Source organism: Amycolatopsis xylanica (assembly GCF_900107045.1).
Lineage (GTDB): Bacteria > Actinomycetota > Actinomycetes > Mycobacteriales > Pseudonocardiaceae > Amycolatopsis > Amycolatopsis xylanica.
The window spans coordinates 20,465-43,422 of sequence record NZ_FNON01000011.1; the positions used below are offsets into that span (position 1 = coordinate 20,465).

At 69.0% G+C, this 22,958-nt stretch carries 8 protein-coding genes; 6 read left to right on the forward strand and 2 right to left on the reverse strand.

All coding sequences use genetic code 11. The annotated features are described in order from the left end of the window. Positions 1-23: 23 nt before the first annotated feature. Positions 24-425, reverse strand: coding sequence for a hypothetical protein (locus BLV57_RS43485; protein WP_176968972.1), 402 nt, complete (start codon positions 423-425; stop codon positions 24-26). A 93-nt stretch (positions 426-518) separates the two neighbouring features. Between BLV57_RS43485 and BLV57_RS36700 the strand changes: the two genes are divergently transcribed. Continuing rightward, entirely contained in the window at positions 519-1,745 is a 1,227-nt protein-coding gene (locus tag BLV57_RS36700) for an AfsR/SARP family transcriptional regulator (protein WP_176968973.1), read from the forward strand. A gap of 145 nt (positions 1,746-1,890) precedes the next feature. On the opposite strand, the gene BLV57_RS36705 is transcribed toward BLV57_RS36700, so the two are convergent. Further along, complete coding sequence (locus BLV57_RS36705; RefSeq protein ID WP_176968974.1) at positions 1,891-8,769, reverse strand: SpvB/TcaC N-terminal domain-containing protein; 6,879 nt, start codon at positions 8,767-8,769, stop codon at positions 1,891-1,893. Positions 8,770-9,187: 418 nt separating this feature from the next. Between BLV57_RS36705 and BLV57_RS36710 the strand changes: the two genes are divergently transcribed. The 5 genes from BLV57_RS36710 to BLV57_RS43490 are packed head-to-tail and all read left to right on the forward strand — an operon-like array spanning position 9,188 to position 22,884. Then, positions 9,188-18,250 carry a Tc toxin subunit A-related protein gene (locus BLV57_RS36710; RefSeq protein ID WP_091297652.1) on the forward strand — a complete coding sequence of 3,021 codons (9,063 nt, stop codon included), beginning with the start codon at positions 9,188-9,190 and terminating at the stop codon, positions 18,248-18,250. Further along, positions 18,247-19,473 (forward strand): Kelch repeat-containing protein, encoded by a 1,227-nt coding sequence (locus tag BLV57_RS36715; protein WP_091297654.1) that lies wholly within the window; start codon positions 18,247-18,249, stop codon positions 19,471-19,473. Before BLV57_RS36710 ends, BLV57_RS36715 begins: the two co-directional genes overlap by 4 nt. After that, positions 19,470-20,639: a Kelch repeat-containing protein gene (locus tag BLV57_RS36720; protein WP_091297657.1), complete on the forward strand. Its 1,170-nt coding sequence runs from the start codon at positions 19,470-19,472 to the stop codon at positions 20,637-20,639. The genes BLV57_RS36715 and BLV57_RS36720 overlap by 4 nt, the downstream gene beginning before the upstream one ends. After that, the gene (locus BLV57_RS36725; RefSeq protein ID WP_091297659.1) at positions 20,636-21,757 is read left to right on the forward strand and encodes a Kelch repeat-containing protein; all 1,122 of its coding nucleotides are present in this window, start codon (positions 20,636-20,638) and stop codon (positions 21,755-21,757) included. The genes BLV57_RS36720 and BLV57_RS36725 overlap by 4 nt, the downstream gene beginning before the upstream one ends. After that, the gene (locus tag BLV57_RS43490) at positions 21,754-22,884 is read left to right on the forward strand and encodes a Kelch repeat-containing protein (RefSeq protein WP_091297661.1); all 1,131 of its coding nucleotides are present in this window, start codon (positions 21,754-21,756) and stop codon (positions 22,882-22,884) included. The genes BLV57_RS36725 and BLV57_RS43490 overlap by 4 nt, the downstream gene beginning before the upstream one ends. Positions 22,885-22,958: the final 74 nt, after the last annotated feature.

Here is a 22,958-nt window from a genome sequence, read left to right on the forward strand (position 1 = left end):
ATCCCCGTCCTTCGGTGTGGTGCTTAGCGGGCCCGGCGCTCCTCGCGTTCGGTCACGATCTGGATGGCGGCCCTGATCGCGTCCATCTGCGCCGGGTCGAACGTGGCGAACCGGGCGGCCAGCGCCTGCACGGAATCCTGGTGCTCGCCGGTCTCGTCCGATGGCTGGAAGAACGACACCGGCTTGCCGAAGAACCGGGCGAGCAGGCGGGTGGTCCGGTCGGTCAGGTTGTCCGCGGTGCCGTTCAGGATGTTGTGCACATGCCCGTGCGAAATGGTCTCGCCGTCGTTGGCGAGCGCGATATCCGCGGAGATCCGCCGAACACCGGGCACGCCGCGGCGGCCGTACTTGGCCACCAGCAGATCGCGCACGACACGGCCCAGCGCCTCGCCCCGCGAAGCCGGGTCCGCGACATGTCCATTCACCGTATGGCCCCCACGAGCTCCCCAGTGCCGGCGCCCCCAGTAGCGCCTTCCTCCGAACGTACCCGACAGATCATCATCCCCGCACTCCTCCAGATGGTGACGGTCGGCTTCGTGACGGTCACCGCGTTCATTCATACATTCGAGGCCACTTTGTATGATCTAAGCTGGTCGGCGTGGCGCGATACCTCTGGTGTGGATCTGCTCCGCTTCGACGAGCTGGCCACGAGGGCCCGTCAGGCGTGCGACGACACCGAGGCGCTCACCCTCTTCGCCGCCGCGCTCGCCTGCTGGCGCGGCTCAGTGCTCGCCGACTTGCCAGAGCGGCTGCGGCAACATCCGGCCGCCATCGCGGTGTCCGATCGGCGATTGTCCGCGACACTGGCCTATGCCGACCTGGCCTTGGCTGAAGGCTCGCACGAGCAGGCAGCGACTCATCTCCGAGCGCTCGTCTCTGATGAACCGCTGCACGAAGGTCTGCAGGCCAAGCTCATGCTGGTGCTGGCGAGTATGGGCAGGCAGGCTGCGGCACTGACGCTGTTCACCGACATACGCCGCGGCCTGCGCGACGAGCTGGGCGTGGAACCGGGAGCGGAGTTACGCGCCGCGCACCTCAGTGTGCTGCGTGGCCAGGTGCCAGCGAAGACGTCCAGCGGTAATTGCCTGCCGCGCGATGTCCCTGATTTCACTGGACGGCACCACGAATGCCGGGCTTTGCTCGGCGAGGACGACACTAGCGCGGTCACCGTGATCGACGGCATGGCGGGCGTCGGCAAGACCGCGCTGGCTGTCCATCTGGCACACGCGCTGGCCTCACGTTATCCCGATGGCGGACTGTTCTTCGACCTGCATGCGCACACCACGGACAGGCAGCCGCTGGCGGCACGGGACGCACTGGAAAGCCTGCTGCGCCAGCTCGGGGTCGAAGGCGAGCGCATACCCAAGGGAGTAGACGACTGCGCGACGCTATGGCGTGCGCTCGCAGGCAGCAGGCGACTGCTCGTTGTGCTCGACAACGTCGCCGACGCGGGTCAAGTGCGCCAGCTCCTGCCCAACGGACGACACAACCGGACGCTGGTCACCAGCCGCTGCCGGCTGCCCAGCGTCGAAGGCGCGGGTCACCTTTCGCTCGATGTCCTGCCTGAGTCCGACGCGGCGGCGCTCTTCGCCCGCGCCCACGGCAAGCCGCTCGGCGAGGAAACCGGCTCCACCGCCGAAGTACTGCGGCTATGCGGATTCCTTCCACTCGCAGTCCGGATCGCCGCCGCCAAGGCGCGAGCACCCGTCGTGGACCGTGGCGCATCTGGCAGATCGGTTGCGTGACGAACACCGACGGCTCAGCGAACTCCGAGTCGGTGACCGTAGCGTCGAAGCCGCGTTTCTGCTGTCTTATCGCTCGCTTGGCAACGCTGAGACTGATCGAAACCCGATGTGTTCGGTCCCGCCGCGACCGGCGGAGACAGCAGAGTCACCATAGGATTCCCGGAGCCCGGAGATTGAGCTGTTGTGGAAGGAAATCGGCACCGCCCTGTTGTGGCGGCCGGATCACCGGCGCTTGACCGGTCGCCTTCGACAAGGTCTCGACGGCGAGCGGTTCGACGGCGTTGCCGAATTCGGAACGGCCGAAGATCTTCCCCGCGGTGGCGCTCTGGAACCTGGAGGGGTCCATCTGCAGCTCGAAGGTCGTGCCGATCTGCTCTTCCATTCCACCAAGCTCATGCAGGTCGACGAGCAGCTTGCCGTCGGCCGTGTAGCGGGCGGAGGCTTGGACGCCGCCATTGAGGTCGAGGCCTTCCCGGAAGATGAACTTGCCTCCATAGTTCAAGGTCCGCTGCGCTGACCAGTTCGTCGACTTGATCTCAGCGATATCGATGCGGAACGGAATCTGGGTTGTGGTGGCTTCTGTGGCAGCGGGCAGTTCGGCGGCGGGAAGCGCTGCGGGTTCGTCCGGGAAGAGACTGAGCTGGGTTCCCTTGGGCGGCAACGCCGGCGACTCCACCGTGGGGGTTTTCGGCGCGGCGGACGCCCCGCCGGACATGCCGGGTATGGCGCGCATCCCGAGCCCTGTCGCAATGTTCAACGCGGTGTTGAAGATGGTCATTCCCGCCCAGAGCCCGGTGACTCCCGCCTGCGTGTTGGGCGCGTCGATATGCAGTTTCTCGGCCAGCGCGTCGATGTGCCGCTCAGCCCCGCTCAGCAAGGGCAGCCGGTCGAGCACGACATCCGGGATGAGTCCGCCGCTCAGCTGTTTCACCGGGCTGCGCACCGCGCTCTTCAACGAATGCGCGGCCAGTTCGATCGCGGAGTTCGCGATTCCCGCCTTCACTCCTTGGAGCGTCTGCTCGGTCTCCTCCATGCGGTTGAGGTCGAGCGTCGAATCATAGAACTCGTAGCCACCCTCACCTGTCTTCACACCGCCGCCTGGTGGCGCCGTGCCGGCTCCGCCGTCCTGTATCGGTGGTTCCGGAGCTCCGGCGTCGGCTTCGGCCGGGCGACTTTGCCCGCCGTTCGGGTCGATCAGCCGGACCGGATTGTTCCGCACATAGCTGTAGCGACCTGGGCCGTCTGCCAGGCCTGCCGGGTCAGGCGCGGTCCAGCGCGCCAGCCAAGGCGCGTAGTACCGAGCTCCAAAGAAGTAGAACCCCGTTTCCTCGTCTCGTTCCTTCCCAGTGAATCGGTAGCGTTTGTGGCTGAGGTCTTGCCTTGTCACGGCGTGGAAGGACGTGGTGCCGAACGGATGGTATTCCTCATAGGTCAGGATCGCCGACGCCTCGTCCAATTCGATCGTGGACGATCCGAGGCTGTCGCCGAGCTGGAACCGCAGGACGGGAACAGCGCGGGGAACCGGGATTCCGTTGTCCACCGTGGTCGTCTCGACGAGTGCGACGCGGTCCGCGCCGTCCGCGACGTGCAAGGTCTCCTTGCGGATCCGGGTGGCCCCGCCGACCGCCTTGACGTACAGCTCGGTGGTGCCGAGGTACACCCGGGTCTCGGTCATGCCACCACGGGTCACAGTCGCCCGGATTCGGGCGCCGGTCGCGTCGTACTGGTAGTACGCGTCACCTCCGCCGCCGAGATCGGCATGGGCCAGTCGATCGTCCACGTTCCAGTCCAATGCGGACAGATGCGGCATGGCACGGATATTGCCGGCAGGGTCATGGGAGTACCGGGCTGAGAAGGTGCCGGCTTCGTCGCCGGGAATGCTGCTTCCCAGCAGGCGGTTACTGGTCGCGTCGATCGAGTGACGTCTGGTCCAGCTGCCGCCGGCTGCGGCGTGTGCCAGCTCGATGAGGTTTCCGGACCGGTCGTAGCCGTAGGTTTCGGTGTACGCGCGCACAGCACCGACGTCGTTCGCGTGCGGCAGGTCCCCGAAGTCCAGCTCTCGCGGTGAAGGCTGGCCGGTCTGGCCGATGTGCTCGCGGCCAGTCGCGGTGTGCAGCCGGTACAGCGGGTCATAGCGGTAGTTCCTGACCGAACTCACCGCGGAATTGCGATAAAAGACCGTGTCCTGCGCGGGGTCGGCCGCGGCGATGACGTTGCCGACCGGGTCGTAGGTATACCGCAGCGACTGGAGCACACCGCCGGTGGCGTCCTTGCTGTCCGCTGACGCCAGTCGGAACGTGTCGGGCTCATAGCCGAACACCGTGCGTGCGCCGTTGCCGCGTTCGACCAGTATCCGTTGGCGGCGGGCGTTGTAGTCGATGTTGGTGAGGAACGGCGTCCACGACGACGAGCCCCGTGTTTGGACGTCGATGGCTTCGAGCTTGCCGCCGACGTTGTAGCGCGGCCGGGTCCGGCTGCCGTCGGGGCTGGTGACCAGAGTCGGCCGATCGAGCGCGTCATAGACGGTCGCGGTCGTGTAGGCCGTGGTCTCGAGTTGAGCAGTCGCGGCGGTCATCGCCGCCTCCGGCCGGGTGATCTCCGCGAGCGGCGTCCAGTCCGGCTCTCCTTGCGGATCGATGCCGAGGCGCCGTTCGCTCGCCAAGGGGTTGCCCTTGAAATCGAACTCGACGGTGCGCTGCACCCCGGCGCCGTCGAACACCAGGCAGGGCCGGGTCTTGAGGTTGCGAGCCGCCGCGTCCGTCACCTGCTCTCCGTAGAAGGTGCGAACCCTCAGTGATTCGACGGTGTCCGCGGACATGGCGTAGGAATGAGTGAGGCGGCGTAAGGGGTCGTACACCATCCGGGTCCTGGTACCCCGGCCGTCCCATGTGTACAGCGGCTTGCCCATGACATCGGCCAGCACCCAGCGCTCGCCGGAGTCCGGGCTGACCGCGTGCGCGACCCGGCCGAGCATGTCGAATTCCTGACGCAGCACCACGACGCCACGCGGATCGGTGGTGGCGAGTTCGTTTCCCTGCACATCCCGGTCCACGACCGTGTCGAGTTTCTCGGCGCCATTGTCCGCGCGGACGATGTGCGCGCGGCCGAGCGTGTCGAAGAACGTCCGCAGCGCGGTACCCGCATGCTGGGCCGCGGCGTCGGCCGCCTGCCTGCGCGGGTCGGTCGCGGGCAGCGTGGCTCTCGTGGCGTACCAGTCGCTGTCGAGCACCGTGTCGTTGCGATCGTGGTCCTCACGCTCCCAGGCGTGGAGGGTCACGCGGGTCAGCGTGCCGTCCGGGAACTCCGTGCCGATCGGCCGCGAGAGCGCGTCATAGCGCAGGATCGTGGTCACGCCACGCTCGACCAGTTCCGGATCGGTGTCGTACCCGTTGTCGGCGGCGAAGTAGGGCTCATACTTCATGATCGGGTTGCCCTTGTTGTCATAGACGGTGCGCCCGGTGCCGATCCAGCGCGGCGGACCTCCCGAGGCCGGGGGTTCGGCTTGGACCTTCGTCAGCACGGTCCGCCCGGTGCCGTCGCCGTAGGTCCACGATTCCTGGACCGGGCTGTCGGCGGCCACGTGCCGTTCGCGGGTGAACGCGGCGAACCGGACCGGCCGCGCCACGAGGTCGTAGCGCAGCCACGAGGTCGGCCTGTCCGCGGCTGAGGCCTCTACAGTGGACAGATCGAGGCTGTCGCCCTCGCCCTTGCCCAGCAGCGCTGTCGCCACGACCATGCCGAGATGGTCGAAGCGCACGCCGGTGCGATTGCCGTTGGGGTCGGTGAGCAACCAAGGCTGGAGCACCCGATAGTTGAGCGACACCTGGCTGGCGTTACCGACCGGGTCAGCGATACGTGTCGGGCGCAGCAGATGGCGGTCATAGCCGAGTTGCCAGACAGAGCCGAACGAGTCGATCGACGAAGTCGCCAGATCGAACTGTTCGGGATCGAAAACCTGCCTGCCCGATGCCAGCCACCAGGCATCGTCGGCTTTCAGATATCCGGCGTCGGCGAGCATCTGGTCGGTCACGCGGCCGCCGTACAGCAGGCGTGCCTGCTCGGGGTCGAAGACCTGCTGATAGCTGCGGCAGGCCAGCAACGGGGCGGTGAATCGGCCGAGCGGGAGTTCCGCCTGACGGTCGGCCGCGTAGTACGTCTGCCGGTCGCGGCTGAGCAAGCGGCGCTGCGGGGCGTCGCCGGACAGGTTCTCGTGGAACGGAATGTCCGCGGCGGTCAGCAGGCCATCGGTGATCTCCTTGGCTGTGAACAGTTCGTGTTTCCTGGTGAGCCCGCCGACCTCGAAGTTGCGGCTCTCCACGCTGATGCCGACCCGCCAGTTCTCGGCGCCGGTCACCGAGTTGCGCACGTCGTGTTCGGCCAAGGTGACGTGCTGGCGTAGTTGCTCGGGATCACCGGCGCCACGACGTGGGTAAGCCACGCTCGCCGTCCGCAGCACGTTGCCCCAGTCATCGACGTCAAGGGTGAGCGTGTGGCCGATCCTTGGGTCGTCCGAGTCCTGCTCGACCTGCACGGTGACCGTCTCACCCGCGCAGGCGAACACGACGGCGTTGGTGCCGCGACCGCGCGGCTGGAGTACGCGCAGGCCATAGTTGGTCTCGGTCACGGTGTGCGGATGCTGGAGCTCGCCGAACTCGTTCTCGGTGAACACCTCTTCGCGCAGGACACGCCCGCGCAGCGCGCGGACGGCTTCCCTTTCATCCTCAGTCGACAGTCCGGGTGGGACGACCGTGTCGGATAAGAGTGCCTGAAAGCCCTTGTGCCAATACTCGGCGGCGAACTGCGTGCTGATGCGGTCGGCATCGGGATACCATCCGGTGTGTTGCCAGCGTTTCACCACCGCTGGCGGCTGCCGCAGCCGATCGGCCTGGCCGCCGAAAGACAGCGCGTCACGCTGCTCGAGGTAGCCGAACCCGCGGAACTCGCGTTCTACGCTGTCGTAGAAGCCATGCCGGTAGCGGTAGCCGGTGACAAGCGTCGTGTCCGCGACCGCGTCTTCGACCGTCATCTCGGCCACCACCAGCACGGGAAAAGGCAGCCGGGTCGACCACGGGCGGCCTGCCGCCTCGTCGGCCAGTGCGAGTGCCGTCGACGACGCGTACCGGACTGTGGTCGTCAACCCCATGCCGTTGTCCACGGTGGTCAGCAGGTGCGGTTTACCGGCCGACATCAAGTCCAGGTACCGGATCTGGGGTTCACTGTCCGGCCGCTGTTCGGCTCGGACCAGGCACGCGGTCCCCGCACCGAGCAGGTCGAAGACTCCGGTGCCGTCCGGTTCGGGGATCGGGACGCGCGTTATCGGCTCCGGGGTGCTCCAGGAGTTCCCCGCCTGGTTGAACCACACCCGGACACCGTCCGAGCCCAGGTACACCAGATCCGCAGGCCCGCTGCCATCCACATCGGACAGGTGCACCCTGCGCTGCTCGAACCGGTCTGGGTGGTCGAACAGCGGCGCCGCCACCATCACGATCCTCGGCCCGAATCGCCCGTAGCCGAGGTTTGGCCAATAGCTGACCTCACCGTTGCCCACGCGAACCAGATCCGTGAGGCCGTCACCGGTCATATCAGCGAGGTACACACTCTGCACCGGATCCGCGAAGACCAGGCGCGGCCCACGCTCCTCGTTCCTCGCGGCGGGGAGCCACCGGCTGTCCGCGTAGCCGTCGAGGCCGAGTGACGGGTGCCAGGTCAGACCATCGGACGCGGTACGCAGCACGTCGGCGAGACCGTCCCCGGTCAGATCGACGAACCTGAGGTTCGGATCGTTCCAGTCCAGTCGCGGCAGGTGCTCGAAATGCCGGAAGCCGGCCCAGTTCCGGTCTTCGGTGCGCCGGTGGTACCCGGGCGCGGCACCAGCGAGGCGGACGAGCACCTGACGGCCGTCCCCGGCGAGGTCGAGCAGTCTGCTTTCACGTGAAAGCCCGCTTCCCGAGGGAAGAGGATCGACGGCCCGCGGGGGGCCGAAGGCTCCGCCGCCTCGATTCGCGCGGTAGTACCAGGCACCATCCTGCTCCGCGAGCAGACCGGCAAGGCCGTCTCCGTCGAGGTCTGCCCATCGATAGGCGCCGTCCGCGCGCGGCGGCGAGTCACCCGGACCGGGCGTCACCGTGCCCTCGACGGGCGAGACCACTCGCGGGGTGTAGCCGAAGGTCAACGGCGGCAGGTGGTCCTTCGTGTAGCCGTCACCATCGGGCAGGTAGCCGGTGTGGGTCACCGACGTGAGCTTCGTCGACGCAGGGTCTTCGGCGTAGGCCAGGTCGGTGGAAGCGACCAGCACCGGCGCGGCACCGAGTTCGGCGAAGTCGTGGAACAGCAGGATGCGGCGGCACAGCCGCGCGGTGCGCACCTCGAATCCGGGGCGACGGGTGGAGAACGCGTCCTGCCGCGAGCTCCACGGTGAGGTCTCGGCCACCGACGGAGCAACCTCATCATGCTCGCCATAGTCGAGGACGAGCTCGAAACAGAAATCACCATCCGGCGTCCGGTTGCCGTACCGGACTCGCTTGAGGTACTGCTGAGCGCCGTCTGCTTTGTACTCGTACCGAACGAGATTGCCGTGCTCGTCCAAGGTTTCTTCGAGCAACCAGCGGTATACGCGCGCCGGATCGGTCGGATCGGCGACTCTCGCCCGAGCGGTGCTCCCGAACCTGCTCACCGTGTTGTCTTTCGACGTCACCCGCCACCACAGCGCACCGGAGAGCGGATCGCGCACCCGCTCGATCCGCGAGAACAGCCCTTCGGTGCGCGGCCGGTAGGTTCCTCCTGGCACCGGCACCAGGTCCTCCGCGCCGGTCAGCTGGAAGACGTCGGCCTCCGCGCCGTCGTCGAGGTATCGCGGGAGTCCTTTGTCCGTCCGTCTGGAGACCGACGCGACGTCCAATGACCAGCCCAGCCCGAACGGCCCGTTCCCTGCGCCTGAGTCGTACGCGAGCGTCAACTGCGGAGTAGCGCCCTCCCGGGCGGGGGTCACGACGACCGGTACGGACAGCGAAGCCGTTCCAGTCATCGGATTCGCTGAGAACTTCTCCCCCATTCCACGTATCGCCCCGCCCGCTTTTGGCAAGGACAAGGAAGGACTGTCTGCCGGGCCGGCGCTATCCGAACCGGACGGCGGGGCACTTCGAGCGGGCACAGACAGGCCCGAGCTGATCTCGTCCACTGCGGCCTCGCTCCTCAGGTGTGGTCCGGCGACATCGGCAGCCTTCTCCACGCGGTGGCTCTGTCCAATGTCGACCCGACCGGCCTTTCAGTCCGTCCGGGCTGCCCGATGAGGCTGTGAGCGTTGACCTTTAGCTCGGTCCTTGAGACCTCAGGCCTGACTATGCCGTGCACCAGACTCCTCGGTGCCACCCGGCTGAGGAAAGCCGTGCCCTGCCGAGCACCCGGTGGCCCCGCTTTCTCTCCGCACCCGAACAAGGAGCGTCATGCCAGGCAGCACCGACTTGGGTCAGCCGACCGAACTCATCGAGCGGCACGCCGCCGCCGGACGGGTGACCCACGACGACGGCACCCCCGCATCGGGTGTCGCCGTGACCGTGTCGGCCAGGCGGCTGCGCTCGGCCACCCCGCTCGGTGACACCCAGACCGGTCCCGATGGCCGCTATCGCATCGAGTTCCTGGCTCCCGAGTCCACTGTGGACATCGTGGTGAGCGCGAGCGCGGGCGGGCACCTGGCCGAGGGCGTCGCGCTCGGCGCCGGTCCGGAGGCGACAGTCGACCTGGTACTGCCCGGTGCGAAACGGACCGAGTACGAGACCGTGCTCGCGGCGGTCACCCCGCTGCTCGACGGCGCCACACTCGGCGAGCTCGGCGAGGACGACGTCGAGTATCTCGCCAGGGCCAGCGGCAGCGGCGAGCCGGTCATCGGCGAGCTCGCGGCCGCGGCCCGGCTGAGCACCGCCACCGGCCTGCCCGCCGAGCCGCTGTTCGGCCTGCTGCGCCGCGGGCACCCCGCCGACCTGATCGGGCTGGGCAACGAAGCCCGTACCGACCTGCAGTCAGCGCTCTACGCGGCCGTTGACGCCAAGTACATCGCCCAGCAGGCCGACGACGCGGGATTCCTGGCAGGCCTGCATCACGCGGCCGTCAAGGCGGGCGTCAACCCCGCCGATGGTGCGGAACTGCCCCCGATCGGCGAGCTGTTCACGGCCGCCATCGAGGACAGCGCGGCCAGGGAGCACGTCTACTCCGTCTACCTCGCCCGGACCGGCGACATGGCCGGGTTCTGGCAGCAGCTCGCCGAAGACCCCGTCGCCGCACCGCGTCTGGAACGCCTGCGGCTGGTCTTCGAGCTCGGCGCGCTGACCGGCGACAACATGCCACTGGTCCGGGCTTTGCTGGCCAGGTTCGACACCGGCGAGCTGGCGCACCTGCGTGACCTCGCCAAGCTCCATGGCGAATGGCCGAAGCTGGTCAGGCAGGCGCCCGCCGCGTTCGCGGTGGCCGCCGGGGAAGACGACCTCGACCGCTACGCGGGCGTGCTGCGGGATCGGGTGACCAACGCCTATCCGACGGCCTACGTCGCACATCAGCTGTCGCTCACCCCCGAGCACGTGGACCCGCTGTCCACCCGCTTCCTCGCGGACAACCCCGAGTTCGACCTCGTGCGCACCCCGGTCAACGAGCACAGCGTCGAAGATCCCGAAACCAGGGCCGAGCTCGCGGGCATCCAGCGCGCTTTCAAGATCGCGCCGCGCTTCGAAGCCATGCAGTCGTTGCGGGACAACGGTTTCCACTCCGCGCATGCCGTCGCGAGCATCGGCAGGGACGCGTTCGCCGCGCAAGTGTCCGGCACCGTGGGGCAGGACGAGGCCGAGGCGATCCACGCGAAGGCGACACGCGTGCACGCCGCCGCCGTCAACCTGCTGGCCGACCTGCGCACGGCGGGCCACTTCGACCTGCCGTGGCTGCCGAGCCTGGACGCCACCGCGACCGCGCGCATCCCCGATTGGGAATCGCTGTTCGGCTCCGCCGACTACTGCGCCTGCGACGAGTGCCGGACCGTCTACAGCCAGGCCGCCTACCTCGTCGATCTGCTGTACTACCTCAAACGGCTGGGCGCCGGCGTGGCGCCACTGCCCGGCGGCACCACGGAGGGCCCGGTCGCCGACACGCTGTACCGGCGCAGGGACGACCTCCGTGACGTCGAGCTGACCTGTGAGAACACCAACCTGAGCCTGCCGTACGTCGACCTGGTCAACGAGGTGCTCGAAAGCGCGATCGCGCCGGACACCGCCGTACCCGCGAAGCAGCGGCAGAGCAGCGGCGACGCGGCGACCCTGCGCGTGCAGCCCCAGCACGTGAACGCCGGCGCCTACGAGAAGCTGCGCACTGCGGTGTACCCCTGGGACCTGCCGTTCGACCTGTGGCGTGAGCAGACCGACGCGTCCTTGGCCCATCTCGGCGTCAGCAGGGAGAACCTGCTCAGCGTGCTCGGCCCCACGCCCTTCTCCCCCGATCTGCTGACCAACGAGCGCCTCGGGCTCAGCACCGTCGCGGCGACGATCATCAGCGGCGAGCAGACAGCCCCGCCGCGCACGCTGGCCGAGCACTACGGCCTCGCACCGGGCGCCGACCCCCTCGGGAGTCTCAGAATCGTGCGTGCGCTGCTCGACTCGGGCTCGATGCGGTACGGCGAACTGACCGAGCTGCTCGGCACCAGGTTCGTCAACCCCGGCGGGGTGCTGCGGATCAAGCCGGACGAGGCGTCGCCCTACGACACGACCCGGATGACCGTCGACGGCCTCGACACCGCCGCGCTCGACCGGCTGCACCGGTTCGGCCGCCTGCGCCGCGTGCTCGGCTGGTCGGCCACCTTGCTCGACCGGGTGCTGTTCGCCTGCCACGATCACGGCAGGCTCGACCGCGCGGCGCTGCGGAGCATCGCGGCGATCCGCGGGCTGGCAGCGCGCCTCGACCTGCCGATCGAGCAGGTGCTGACCTTCTACAACCCGCTGGAAACCCATCGCTACGCCACCGGCGACGAGCTGCCGCGCTACGACCGGCTGTTCCTCGACCCGAAGGTCGTCAGCCTCGACCCGAACCCGTTCGCGCTGCGTCCCGACCGCACCGAGCTGGCGGTCATCGGCGGCCTGGACGCCCCGGAGGTCGCGGCCGCGTTGCTCGGCGTGCTGCAGGTGACCGACGAGGACTACACCGCGCTCACCGCGGTCAAGCCCACCCGGGTCCTCAGCCTGGCGAGCCTGTCCGCGCTGGTGCGGACGGTCACGCTGGCGAAGGCGCTGTCGATGTCCATTCCGGACCTACTGCGGCTCATCGAGCTGTACGGCGAAGGCGGCCCGTTCCCGGACCCGCTGACGGGCACACGGCGGCACGATGCCGAAACCGAGCTCGGCGCCGGCGCGCCGATGCTGCCGTCCGTCGACCAGAGCCTGCCGTCCTTCACCGACGGCGCCGAAAGCGAGCCTGCAGCGGGAGCGCCGATCCGGCCACCCGCCTTCCTCGGGACCGTCGGGGAACTGCCGCCCACCGACGCGCTCGTCGGGCTCACCGAGCGCTTTCTCGATGCCGTGGCGGCGATCCAGGCCGCGGGGTTCAGCGTCGAGGACCTCAACGCCGTGCTCGCCGACGTCGTCCCGGAACACGGCGGCGCCGTCCCGGAGGACGGCCTGCTGGCGGCCACCCTGACCACGTTGCGCGCCGCGCTGCAGGCGGTGTACCAGCAGACCGCGCAGACCGTCGACGAAAAGGGCGAGCTGACCCGTAAGGACCTGGCCCTGCTCGGCTGGGACGCGGCACTCGCGCAGGACGCGGTCGCCACCTTGCTCGGCACCGTCACCTACCGTGCGGATCTCAAGGCGCTGCCCGACAAGGTCGCGTTCCCGCCGGGAATCCCGGTGTTCCACAACGTCACAGAAGAGCAATTGCAGTTCACCGGTCCGATGAACGCGGAGCAGTATCAGGCGTTGCAGCGGCTTTCCGGCGACAGCACGTACCTCAAGGCGCTGAAGACACTGCACGACGCGCCAAGGGACTTCGTCGTCACCAGGATGAAGGCGCTGCGCGTCCCCGTGTACGCCGCACCGCTGACCGCGATGCCTGCCGACTTGCAACTGCCGGAGGCGTTCACCGGCAAGATCTTCTTCGACATCAGCGATCACACCTTGAAATGCCGTGGCTTCCTCACCGCCGCCGACGTCGAGGCACTGCAGTCCGCCACCAAGGACCCCGGTTTCCAGGCGGCGGTCGGCCTGCTGCAGAAGAACCAGGAAGCCGCTGTCGCGCCGGAAAACCAGTTCCTCACCAAGGCCGACGCCGACGCGTTCTTCGACTCCGCGCTCAGCACGCCCGCCGCCAGGTTCAGCCGGGTGCTCGGCATCGTCGGGCCGCTGCTGCGCCGGACACTCAGTGAGACCACGGTGAAGCAGCAGCTCGGGCAGGCCGCGGGCCTGGATCCGGCGACCGCCGACCTGCTGCTGGGCACCTGGCTGCGCTCGGCGTCGGGGTCGGTGGTGCTCCACGACTTCCTGATGCCGAAGTTCATCGGCAGCGATCCGGCCGTCCCGATCGGGCGCGCGGCGTTCGGCGAGCAGTTCGGCGCGCTCGCGCTGATCCACCGGGTGGCGCTGCTGATCGGCAAGCTGCGCGTGAGCGCCGCCGAGTTGCCGTTCGTCTTCGGCCACGCGGGCACCGCCGGGTGGCTCGACCCGAGCCTGCTGCCTTCGGCGCCGGTCAGCGGGGCGTCGCCGCTGTTCGGCCGCTTCGTCCGCCTGCTCGACCTGATCCGGCTGCGTGACTCCATCCCGGCGGGCGCACGCGCCCTGCCCGCCGTGTTCGCCGTGGCCGCCACCCCGGGCGCCACCACCGGCCAGGTCGTGACCGAACTGGCCGAGCGGACGGGGTGGAACGCCGCCGACGTCGCCGGCGTGGCCACCCAACTCGACCTGGTGCTGCCCGTCCGTTTCGCCAGCGAGCGCAACCTGCTGTCGCTGCTCGCCGGCATCCGGCTCATCCAGCGGCTCGGTGTTTCGGCCGAGCGGGTCACCTCGTGGCTCGGTGCCGACCTGACCTTCGAAGCAGCGGAAGCCGCCTGGCAGGCGGCGAAGGCGCGCCACGCGAGCGAGGATTGGCCGGCTGTCGCGGCGCCGATGCGCGACCGCATCCGTGAGCGGCAACGCTCCGCGCTGGTGTCCTATCTGGTGGCGAAGCCGCTGCCGTCGGCGGACGGAACTCCACAATGGACGAACGCGAATGGGCTGCACGACTACTACCTGCTCGACGTCGAAATGGGCCCCACACAGCAGACCACCCGGATCGCCCAGGCGATCTACAGCGTGCAGCTGTTCGTCCAGCGCTGCCTGCTGAATCTGGAGAACCAGGTCACCACCACGAGCGGCGACCTGTGGGCCCAGTGGGAATGGATGAAGCAGTACCGGCTTTGGGAAGCCAACCAGAAGGTCTTCCTCTACCCGGAGAACTACTTCGAACCCGATCTGCGCAAGGGGAAGTCGCCCTTCTTCCGTGAGCTGGAAGGCGAGCTGATGCAGCAGGAGGTGACGGACGAGACCGGCGACACCTCGGTGCGCAACTATCTCGAGAAGCTCGACGGGGTCGACCGCCTGCTGCCCTGCGGCCAGGCCGGGAGCTACCTCTTCGCCCGCACCGAATCGGCGCCTTACACCTACTACTTCCGGGAACGCAGTGAAGGCCAATGGCGGCCCTGGGAGCGGATCGACCTGGATCTCGACGGCAACACGCCGGCGCCCGCCATGTTCCAGGGCAGGCTGTACCTGTTCTGGATCAGCTTCACCAAGGCGGCCGATTCCGTCCCGATCGTGCCGAACTCGAGCTCCCCGATCCCCGGGCCCGCCGAATACTGGAAGCTGCAGCTCAACTGGACCCAGTACTTCAACGGCCGCTGGCAGCCGAAGAAGATAGCCAGCAAGACGTTGCAGACGAACTACGTGCAGTACATCCCCGCGAAATCGACCGGCTTCGACCCGCGTGCCACCGCCCCGTATCGCTTCCAAGCCAACATTTACCAGGGAACCCTCCGGCTCGAGTGCGTGTACAACGATCCGGTGACCGACACTCCGAGCCGGGTCCCCGGCTGGGTCGTCGGCAGGTTCGACCTCAGCCTGCGCACCGGCTCGGTCACGGTCACACCATTCCGGTGGACGGCGGACCTCGGCGGGCTGTTCCGGTACACGCCGGGCGTGCTCGCGCCGCCGGACACCCATACGGAGAACAACGAGTTCGTCGCCAACGCCGTGACCTCCAAGCTCAGCAGGCCACTGCGCCCGCTCATGCCGGAGTTCGAGACCGACCCGCTCTGGATCGACGTGCTGGCCTCGACGCACCTGAATGAGCCTTATCGGCTCTTCAACGAATTCTTCACCGATGACCAGCGCAGTTACCAGGTCGTCGGCTCTGCGGCCGAGGTGTGGAACCCCGACGTGACGACGGGTATCAGCGCGTCGTTCGAGTTCATCCCCTTCTATCACCCCTATGTGAACAGGTTCATCGAAGTGCTGGGTGGCTCCGGTATCCCGGGGGTGCTCAGCCGCGAGACCCAGCTCCTGCGTGCCGACAACTTCACCTCCCGATACATCCCGCCGAACGCCAACTATGTGAAGCAGCCGTATCCGATCGAAGAGGTCGACTTCACCTACGGAACCCCGTACGCGCCGTACAACTGGGAGTTGTTCTTCCACTCGCCGTTGCTGGTGGCCGAACGGCTCTCGGTCAACCAGCGCTTCGCCGAGGCGCAGCGCTGGTTCCACCTCATCTTCGACCCGACCACCCGGCGCCCGGGCCCGGCGCCGGACCGGTTCTGGCAGACGAAGCCGTTCATCGCGCCGAACATGGACATCACCTACTACCGCGAGCGGATCGAGCAGATCCTGAAGCGGCTCGCCGAAGGGGATTCCGCCGAGGCGGGCGCCGTCGAGAACTGGCTGCGGCATCCGTTCCAGCCGGACGCGATCGCCCAGCTCCGCACCACCGCCTACCAGAAGGCCGTGGTGATGAAGTACCTCGACAACCTCATCGCCTGGGGTGATCAGCTGTTCCGGCAGGACACGCTGGAATCGATCAACGCGGCCAGCCAGCTCTACCTGCTCGCCTCCGAACTGCTGGGCCGCAGGCCCGACGACGTGCCGGAGCGAGTGCCCGCCCCCGCCAGCTACCGCACACTGCAGGCGGCGCCCCACGCCGCCGCCGTCACCCAGGTCGAGAACCTCGTGCCCGCCGCGGACACCGTCGCACCGGCGATCGCGCCGAATGTCGGGCTGTCCTGGCTGAACTACTTCCGGATTCCCCGCAACGAGAAGCTCGCCGGGTACTGGGACACCGTCGCCGACCGGCTGTTCAAGATCCGCCACGGGCAGAACATCGACGGGGTGGAACGCGCGCTCGCGTTGTTCGGCGTCCCGATCGACCCGAGCCTGCTCGTCCGCGCGACCGCGGCCGGGCTGGACCTCGCGGCGGTCCTCGACGACATCAGCAGTCCGCTGCCGCACTACCGGTTCGGGCCGATGGTCGCCAAGGCCAAGGAACTCGCGAACGAGGTCAAGGCGTTCGGCAGCGCTCTGCTGTCGGCACTCGAGAAACGGGACACCGAAGCACTGGGCAGGCTCCGGTCGTCACACGAGGTTTCCGTGCTCAAAGCAGCCAGGCAGGTACGCGCGCTGCAGGTGCGGGACGCCACCGAGGTGCTGGAGGGCGTCCGCAGGTCGCACGCCGTCGCGGCGGACAAGAAGCGGTACTACGGCCGCAAGAAGCGCACGAACGACCGGGAGGACGCGTTCGAGCGGCTCACCACCGAAGCGCTCGATCAGCAGGAGACGTCCAGGACGTTCAACATGATCGCCAGCGTGATCAGCGCGCTGCCCGACGTGAAGATCGGCACCGCGACCACCATCGGCGCGACCTGGGGCAGCAGCAACATCATCGCGGGCCTGCGCGGGATCTCCGAGGCGATCGCCACCGGCGCCGCGATGAAGCACAGCAGGGCGTCGCTCTCCTCGACCCTCGGTGGTTTCGACCGCCGCTTCGAGGACTGGCGGTTCCAGGCCCGGCAGGCCGAGCTCGAGATGACCCAGCTCGACAGCCAGATCGCCGGCGCGGAGATCCGCAAGGTCGTCGCCGAGACGGAACTGGCGAACCACGACAAGCAGATCGAGAACACGAAGGAAGCCGACCGGTTCCTGCACGAGAAGTACACGAACCAGGAGCTCTACGACTGGATGGTCGGCCAGCTCTCCACCAGTTACTTCCAGGCCTACCAGCTCGCCTACGACGTGGCGAAACGGGCCGAGCGGGCGTTCCGGCACGAGCTCGGCGCCGAGGACTCGAACTTCGTGAAGTTCGGGTACTGGGACAGCCTCCACAAAGGACTGCTCGCCGGGGAACGGCTGGCCGCGGACCTCAACCGGATGGACGCGGCGTTCCTCGAGGCCAACGCGCGAGAATTCGAGCTGTCGAAGCGGATCTCGCTGGCACAGCTGGACACCAAGGCGCTGCTCAGCCTCAAAGAGACCGGGAAGTGCTTCGTGTCGCTGCCGGAGGCACTGTTCGATCTGGACACCCCTGGCCACTACCGGCGGCGGATCAAGAGCCTCAGCATCACCGTGCCGTGTGTGGCCGGGCCCTACACCGGAGTCAACCTCACGGCGACCCTGCTGCGCAGCACCGTGCGCGTCGATCCGCGGCTGTCGAACGACCAGTACGGACGGCAGCGCGCGGATACCCGGTTCCGCGACTACACCGGGCCGATCCAGTCGATCGTGACCAGCACCGGGCAGGACGACTCCGGGCTGTTCGAGACGAACCTGCGTGACGAACGGTTCCTCCCGTTCGAAGGCGCGGGCGCGGTCAGCGAATGGCAGCTGTCACTGCCCGACGAGTTCCGCCAGTTCGACTACGACTCCATCTCCGATGTCGTCCTGCACCTGCGTTACACCGCGCGGGACGGCGGGTCAGCACTGGCCGCGCCCGCGGTCCGCGAACTGCGGAAGGCGCTGACCGGCTGGGCGCACACCACCGGCAAGGGGCTGTTCCGCGGGTTCAGCGCGCGTCGCGAGTTCTCCGATCAGTGGAACAGGTTCCTCGGCACCGGCAAGATCACCTTCACGCTTGCCAAGAGCCGGTTCCCCTACCTGTTCCGGGACGAGAAGTTCACCCTCGACGACCCGCAGATCGTGCTGGTGCTGTCGCAGGACCTCATTCCCGACGGCACCGCGAGGTACGTGGACTGCTATTCGGCGGTCAAGGCGAAACTGACCGCGCCCGGCGTCAACCCTCCGGAAGCCGCGCTGGTCGCGGATCCCGCGCTGGCCAAGCAGCCGAGGGTGACGTTCTCGAACGTCTCGGTCGAACTCGCCGAATCGGGCCAGGAGTGGGTGGTCTCGCTGCCCGTGAACCAGCTCGACCCCCGGCTGCTGCGCGACGGCAAGGTCGATCCGGAGGCCGTGCTCGATCTGATGCTCATCTGCCACTACACCTTGAAGGAGCCCGCTCGACCATGACGTTTCCGATGAGAGCGGCACTCGGCGCGGCCGACCGGCCCGCGGCACCGGCAGCGGCGGCGGCCGGCGTCGGCGGCTGGACACCCGCGGCGGGAAAGCTGCCGGCGCCCGCGTACTGGGGTCAGCCCGACGGCGCCGCCGTGCTGCTGGACAAAGTGGACGACAAGCGGTATCTGCTGCTCGCGGGCGGTGAGAACGGCAAGCGCGACGCGCTCGGCAACTCGACGCTCTACGATGTCGACGCCGGGACCTGCACGCCGACAAGTCCACTGTGGACCGCGCGGCGGCTGCACACGATCACCAAGCTCGACAGCGGCAAGGTGCTGGTGACCGGCGGGATCGCCGGCCCGCTCTCGCTGCCCGCCACGCCGATCACGTCGGCCGAGATCTACGACCCGGTGGCGCGCAAGTGGACGCCGGTCGCGTCGATGAACGAAGCCCGGTATTCCCACTCCGCCACCAAGCTGCCCGACGGCAGGGTGCTGGTCGCGGGCGGGTGCGCGCTCCGCTCACCGCAGACGCACCGCGCGCTGCGCACGGCCGAGATCTACGACCCGGGCACCGACCAATGGACGCCGACCAAAGACCCGATGATCGACGCCCGGTTCGGGCACCCGGCGGTGCTGCTGACCAAGAACAACAAGGTGCTGCTGGCGGGCGGCATCGTGTCCGCCGGGATCGGCCAGTACGCGCCACTCGGGTACTGCGAGCTGTTCGACGTCGCCACCGGCACCTGGGCGCCCACCGGCAGTCTCGCCTCGCCGCGCAAGGGCCACCAGGCCACCCAGCTCAAGGACGGCACGGTGCTGGTCAGCGGCGGCGACATCGCCACGACGATGTCCGGCTGGAGCTTCTACCCGTACAGCCAGCAGTCCTGCGAGCGCTACCACCCCGACACGGGGGCCTGGGCGCCGGACACCGACATGCCCTGGGGACGCAGTCATCACCGTGCGGTCTGCCTCGAGTCCGGCAAGGTCCTCGTGATCGGCGGCACCGACGACGGCACGTTCGACGCGGGCTTCCCCAACGCGACCCTGTACGACCCCGCCGCCAAGACCTGGACCGACACCGCCGGGATGACCGTCGGCCGCTGGGTGCCCGCCGCGGCAGTGCTGCCCGGTGACAAGGTCGCGGTCGCCGGCGGGATCGTCCGCTCCGGCGCGTCGGCGCCGACCATCGGCGAAGACCTGCTCACCGACACCGTGGAGGTCTTCACCCCATGACCGAGGCGACGGCGGTGGCGACCGGCGACTGGACCGAAGCGGGCAGACTGCCGCTGGCGGGCGAATGGCAGGCGGTCGCGGAGAACGCGGTGCTGCTCGCCGACGGCCGGGTGCTGATCGCGGGTGGCGAAGACACCCATCTCGCGACCTTCCGGCAATGCACGGTCTTCGAGCCCGCGACCGGAAAGTGGAGCCAGACCGGAGAACTGGGCATCGCGCGCGGGTGCCACAGCACCACCCGGCTCGCCGACGGCAGCGTGCTCGCCGCCGGTGGGACCTCAGGCAGCGCGCCCTTCCCGTCGCAGGGCAGCGACACCGCGGAACGGTACGACCCCGTGGCGGGCACCTGGGCACCGGCGGGCACCATGACCGCGGGCCGCTGGAGCCATTCGGCGACCCTGCTCGGCGACGGCCGGGTGCTGGTCGCCGGCGGGCAAGGCGTGCGCTCACCGGGCAACGGCACGACGCTGTCCTCGGCCGAGATCTACGACCCGGTGGCCAAGACGTGGACCGCCACCGGCCCGATGACCGACCGGCGCTCCGGGCATCAGGCCGTGCTGCTGCCGGATGGGCGGGTGCTGGTGATCGGCGGCATCGCGACCACCGGCGGCGGCGAGTACACCGGGCTGGCGTTCTGCGAGCTGTTCGACCCGGCCACCGGCGCCTGGACGCCGACCGGCACGCTGGCGCGGCCGAGGTGGAACAACACCGCGACCGTGCTGACCGACGGCACGGTGCTGGTCACCGGCGGCGGCTGGCCGGGCATGGTGAACGACTGGGTATTCAACTCCGGCGCCGACTGGACGACCGAGCGCTACGACCCGGCCTCCGGGCAGTGGACGGCGGACGCCGACCTGTCCAGCGCGCGCACCTGGCATCAGGCGGTACTGCTGCGCTCGGGCAAGGTGCTCGTGTTCGGCGGCGCGAACGCGCCGAGCCTGACCGCCGGGTTCCGCAGCGCCGAGATCTACGACCCGCTCACCCGATCCTGGACCGCGGCGGCGGGCCTGCGCACCGGGCGCTGGGCGGCCGTTGCCGTCCTGCTCGCCGACGGCCGGGTGCTCACCGCGGGCGGCGTCGAGTACGTGGACCGAGGCAACACGATCTACCAGGACACCCTGACCACGACCACGGAGATCTTCACCCCGCCGGAGGACGGCAGATGACCGGTGCCTGGACGGTGGCGGGCGAAGTGCCAGCCGCCAATCGCGGCCTGCACCAGAAGGACGCCATGGTGCGGCTGGACAGCGGCCGGGTGCTGCTCGCCGGTGGCACCGATCTCGACTGGGGCGCGATCGCCGCCACCGCGGAGTTCAACCCGGTGACCGGCGCCTGGGAGACGCGCGGTGCGCTGAACACCGGCCGACGGCTGCACTCGCTGACCTTGCTGCGCGACGGGCAGGTGCTCGCGGCGGGCGGGATCTTCGGCCCGTGGCGGTACCCGACCCCGCCGACCGCCACGGCCGAGCTGTACGACCCCGGGTCGGGCACCTGGACGCCGACCACGCCGATGCGGGAAGCGCGCGCCGTACACACGGCCACCCTGCTGCCCGACGGCCGGGTGCTGGTCGCGGGCGGGGAGTGCCTGCGGTCGCCGGACACGAACGGGGCGTTGCGCACGGCGGAGATCTACGACCCCGAAGCCAAGACGTGGACACCGGCCACCCCGATGACCGATGCCCGGCTGGGCGCGGAAGCCGCGCCGCTGCCCGACGGCCGAGTGCTCGTCGTGGGCGGAAACCTGAACATCGGTGGCGGGTACACCTGTCTCGCCTTCTGCGAGATCTTCGACCCGCGCGGCGGCGGGACCTGGACACCGACCGGGACGATGACCACCCCGCGCGCGATCCATCAGCTGACGCCGCTGCCGGACGGGAGTGTGCTCGCCACCGGCGGCTACTGCGAAGGTGTGATGCTCGGGCCGGTGTTCGACGGCCACAGCCTGGCCAGTGCCGAGCGCTACTACCCGGAGACCGGCCGCTGGGCCCCCGCGGAGAGCATGCCGTTCGGCCGTGGCAGGCACAAAGCGGTGCCGCTGCCCGACGGCCGGGTGCTCGTCACCGGCGGCACCGACGAGGCGACCCAGGCGAGCGGCTACGCGAGCACGATCATCTACGACCCGCTCGCCAGGGTCTGGACCGGCGCGGGCGGCCTGGCGGACGGGCGAGCGTCCTTCGCCGCCGTGGCACTGGCCGACGGCCGCGTGCTCGTCGGCGGCGGGTATTCCCTCATCACGCAGACCAGGTCCGTCCTGGCCACCGTCTCGGAGGTCTTCACCCCGTGAACAGCTGGTCCCCAGCCAAGAATCTGCCGACCGCGGTGTGCTGGACCGCCGTGCACGAAGGCGTGGTCGCGCTGGCCGACGGCCGGGCACTGGCGGCAGGCGGCTCGAACGGCACGCTGAGCCCGGTGGCCGACGTGGCGGTGTTCGATCCGGACCTGCTCACCTGGACGGCCTGCCCGCCGATGCCGTCACCCCGGCATTTGCACTCGATCACCCGGCTCGCCGACGGCCGGGTCCTCCTGGCGGGCGGTACCGACCGCCGGTTCGCCTTGCCGAACGCCGCGCTGCGGAGCGCGCTGATCTTCGACCCGGAGCACCTCACCTGGACGCCGACCGGTGACTTGACCGAACCGCGGTGCATCCACTCGGCGACTCTGCTGGCCGACGGCCGGGTGCTGGTAGCAGGCGGCGCGACCGACCGCTCGTCCCAGTCGAACGCCTCCTCGGCCACCGCGGAGATCTACGACCCCGGCAGTGGCAAGTGGACGGTCACCGGCTCGATGACCGACGCCCGCGTCGACCACACGTCGACCCTCCTGCCGGACGGACGGGTGCTGGTCGCGGGCGGCGACCTCTACACCGGCCGCGCCTCGGGCGTCAGCCTCGCGCTGTGCGAGCTGTACGACCCGCGCTCCGGGACATGGACCCCCGCGGGCACGATGCGCGACCAGCGATCGGCCCACCAAGCGACCGTGGTGGCCGGCGGGGGCGTGCTGGTGACCGGTGGCGGCAGCCCGTCCAGCATCACCGGGCCCGTGTTCGACGGGCACAGCCTCCGCACCGCCGAACGCTACGACCTGACCGCCGGGACGTGGAGCCAGGCGCCGGACCTGCCGTGGGGCCGAGGCGGGCACCGGCAAGTGCTGCTGCCCAACGGAAAGGTGCTCATCGCAGGCGGCTTCGACGCGGCCGATTTCGTGCTCGGCCAGCTGAGCGCGTTCGTCTACGACCCGCTCGGTCGCGTGTGGACGGACACCGGCGGCATGCGGACGGGCCGGGCCTGGTTCGGCGCGGCCTTGCTCACCAACGGCCAGGTGGTGGTCGCGGGCGGCATGACGGCGTCGGGCACCCTCGCGGCGCCTGCCGCCGACAACCTGGTCACCGCGGAATCCGAAGTCTTCGCGTGACCCCCAAGTGGGCTCCAGCGTCAAGCGGCGTGACCCAGCAGGGCCCCGAGCAGTTGCTCAGGCCCTGCTGAAGC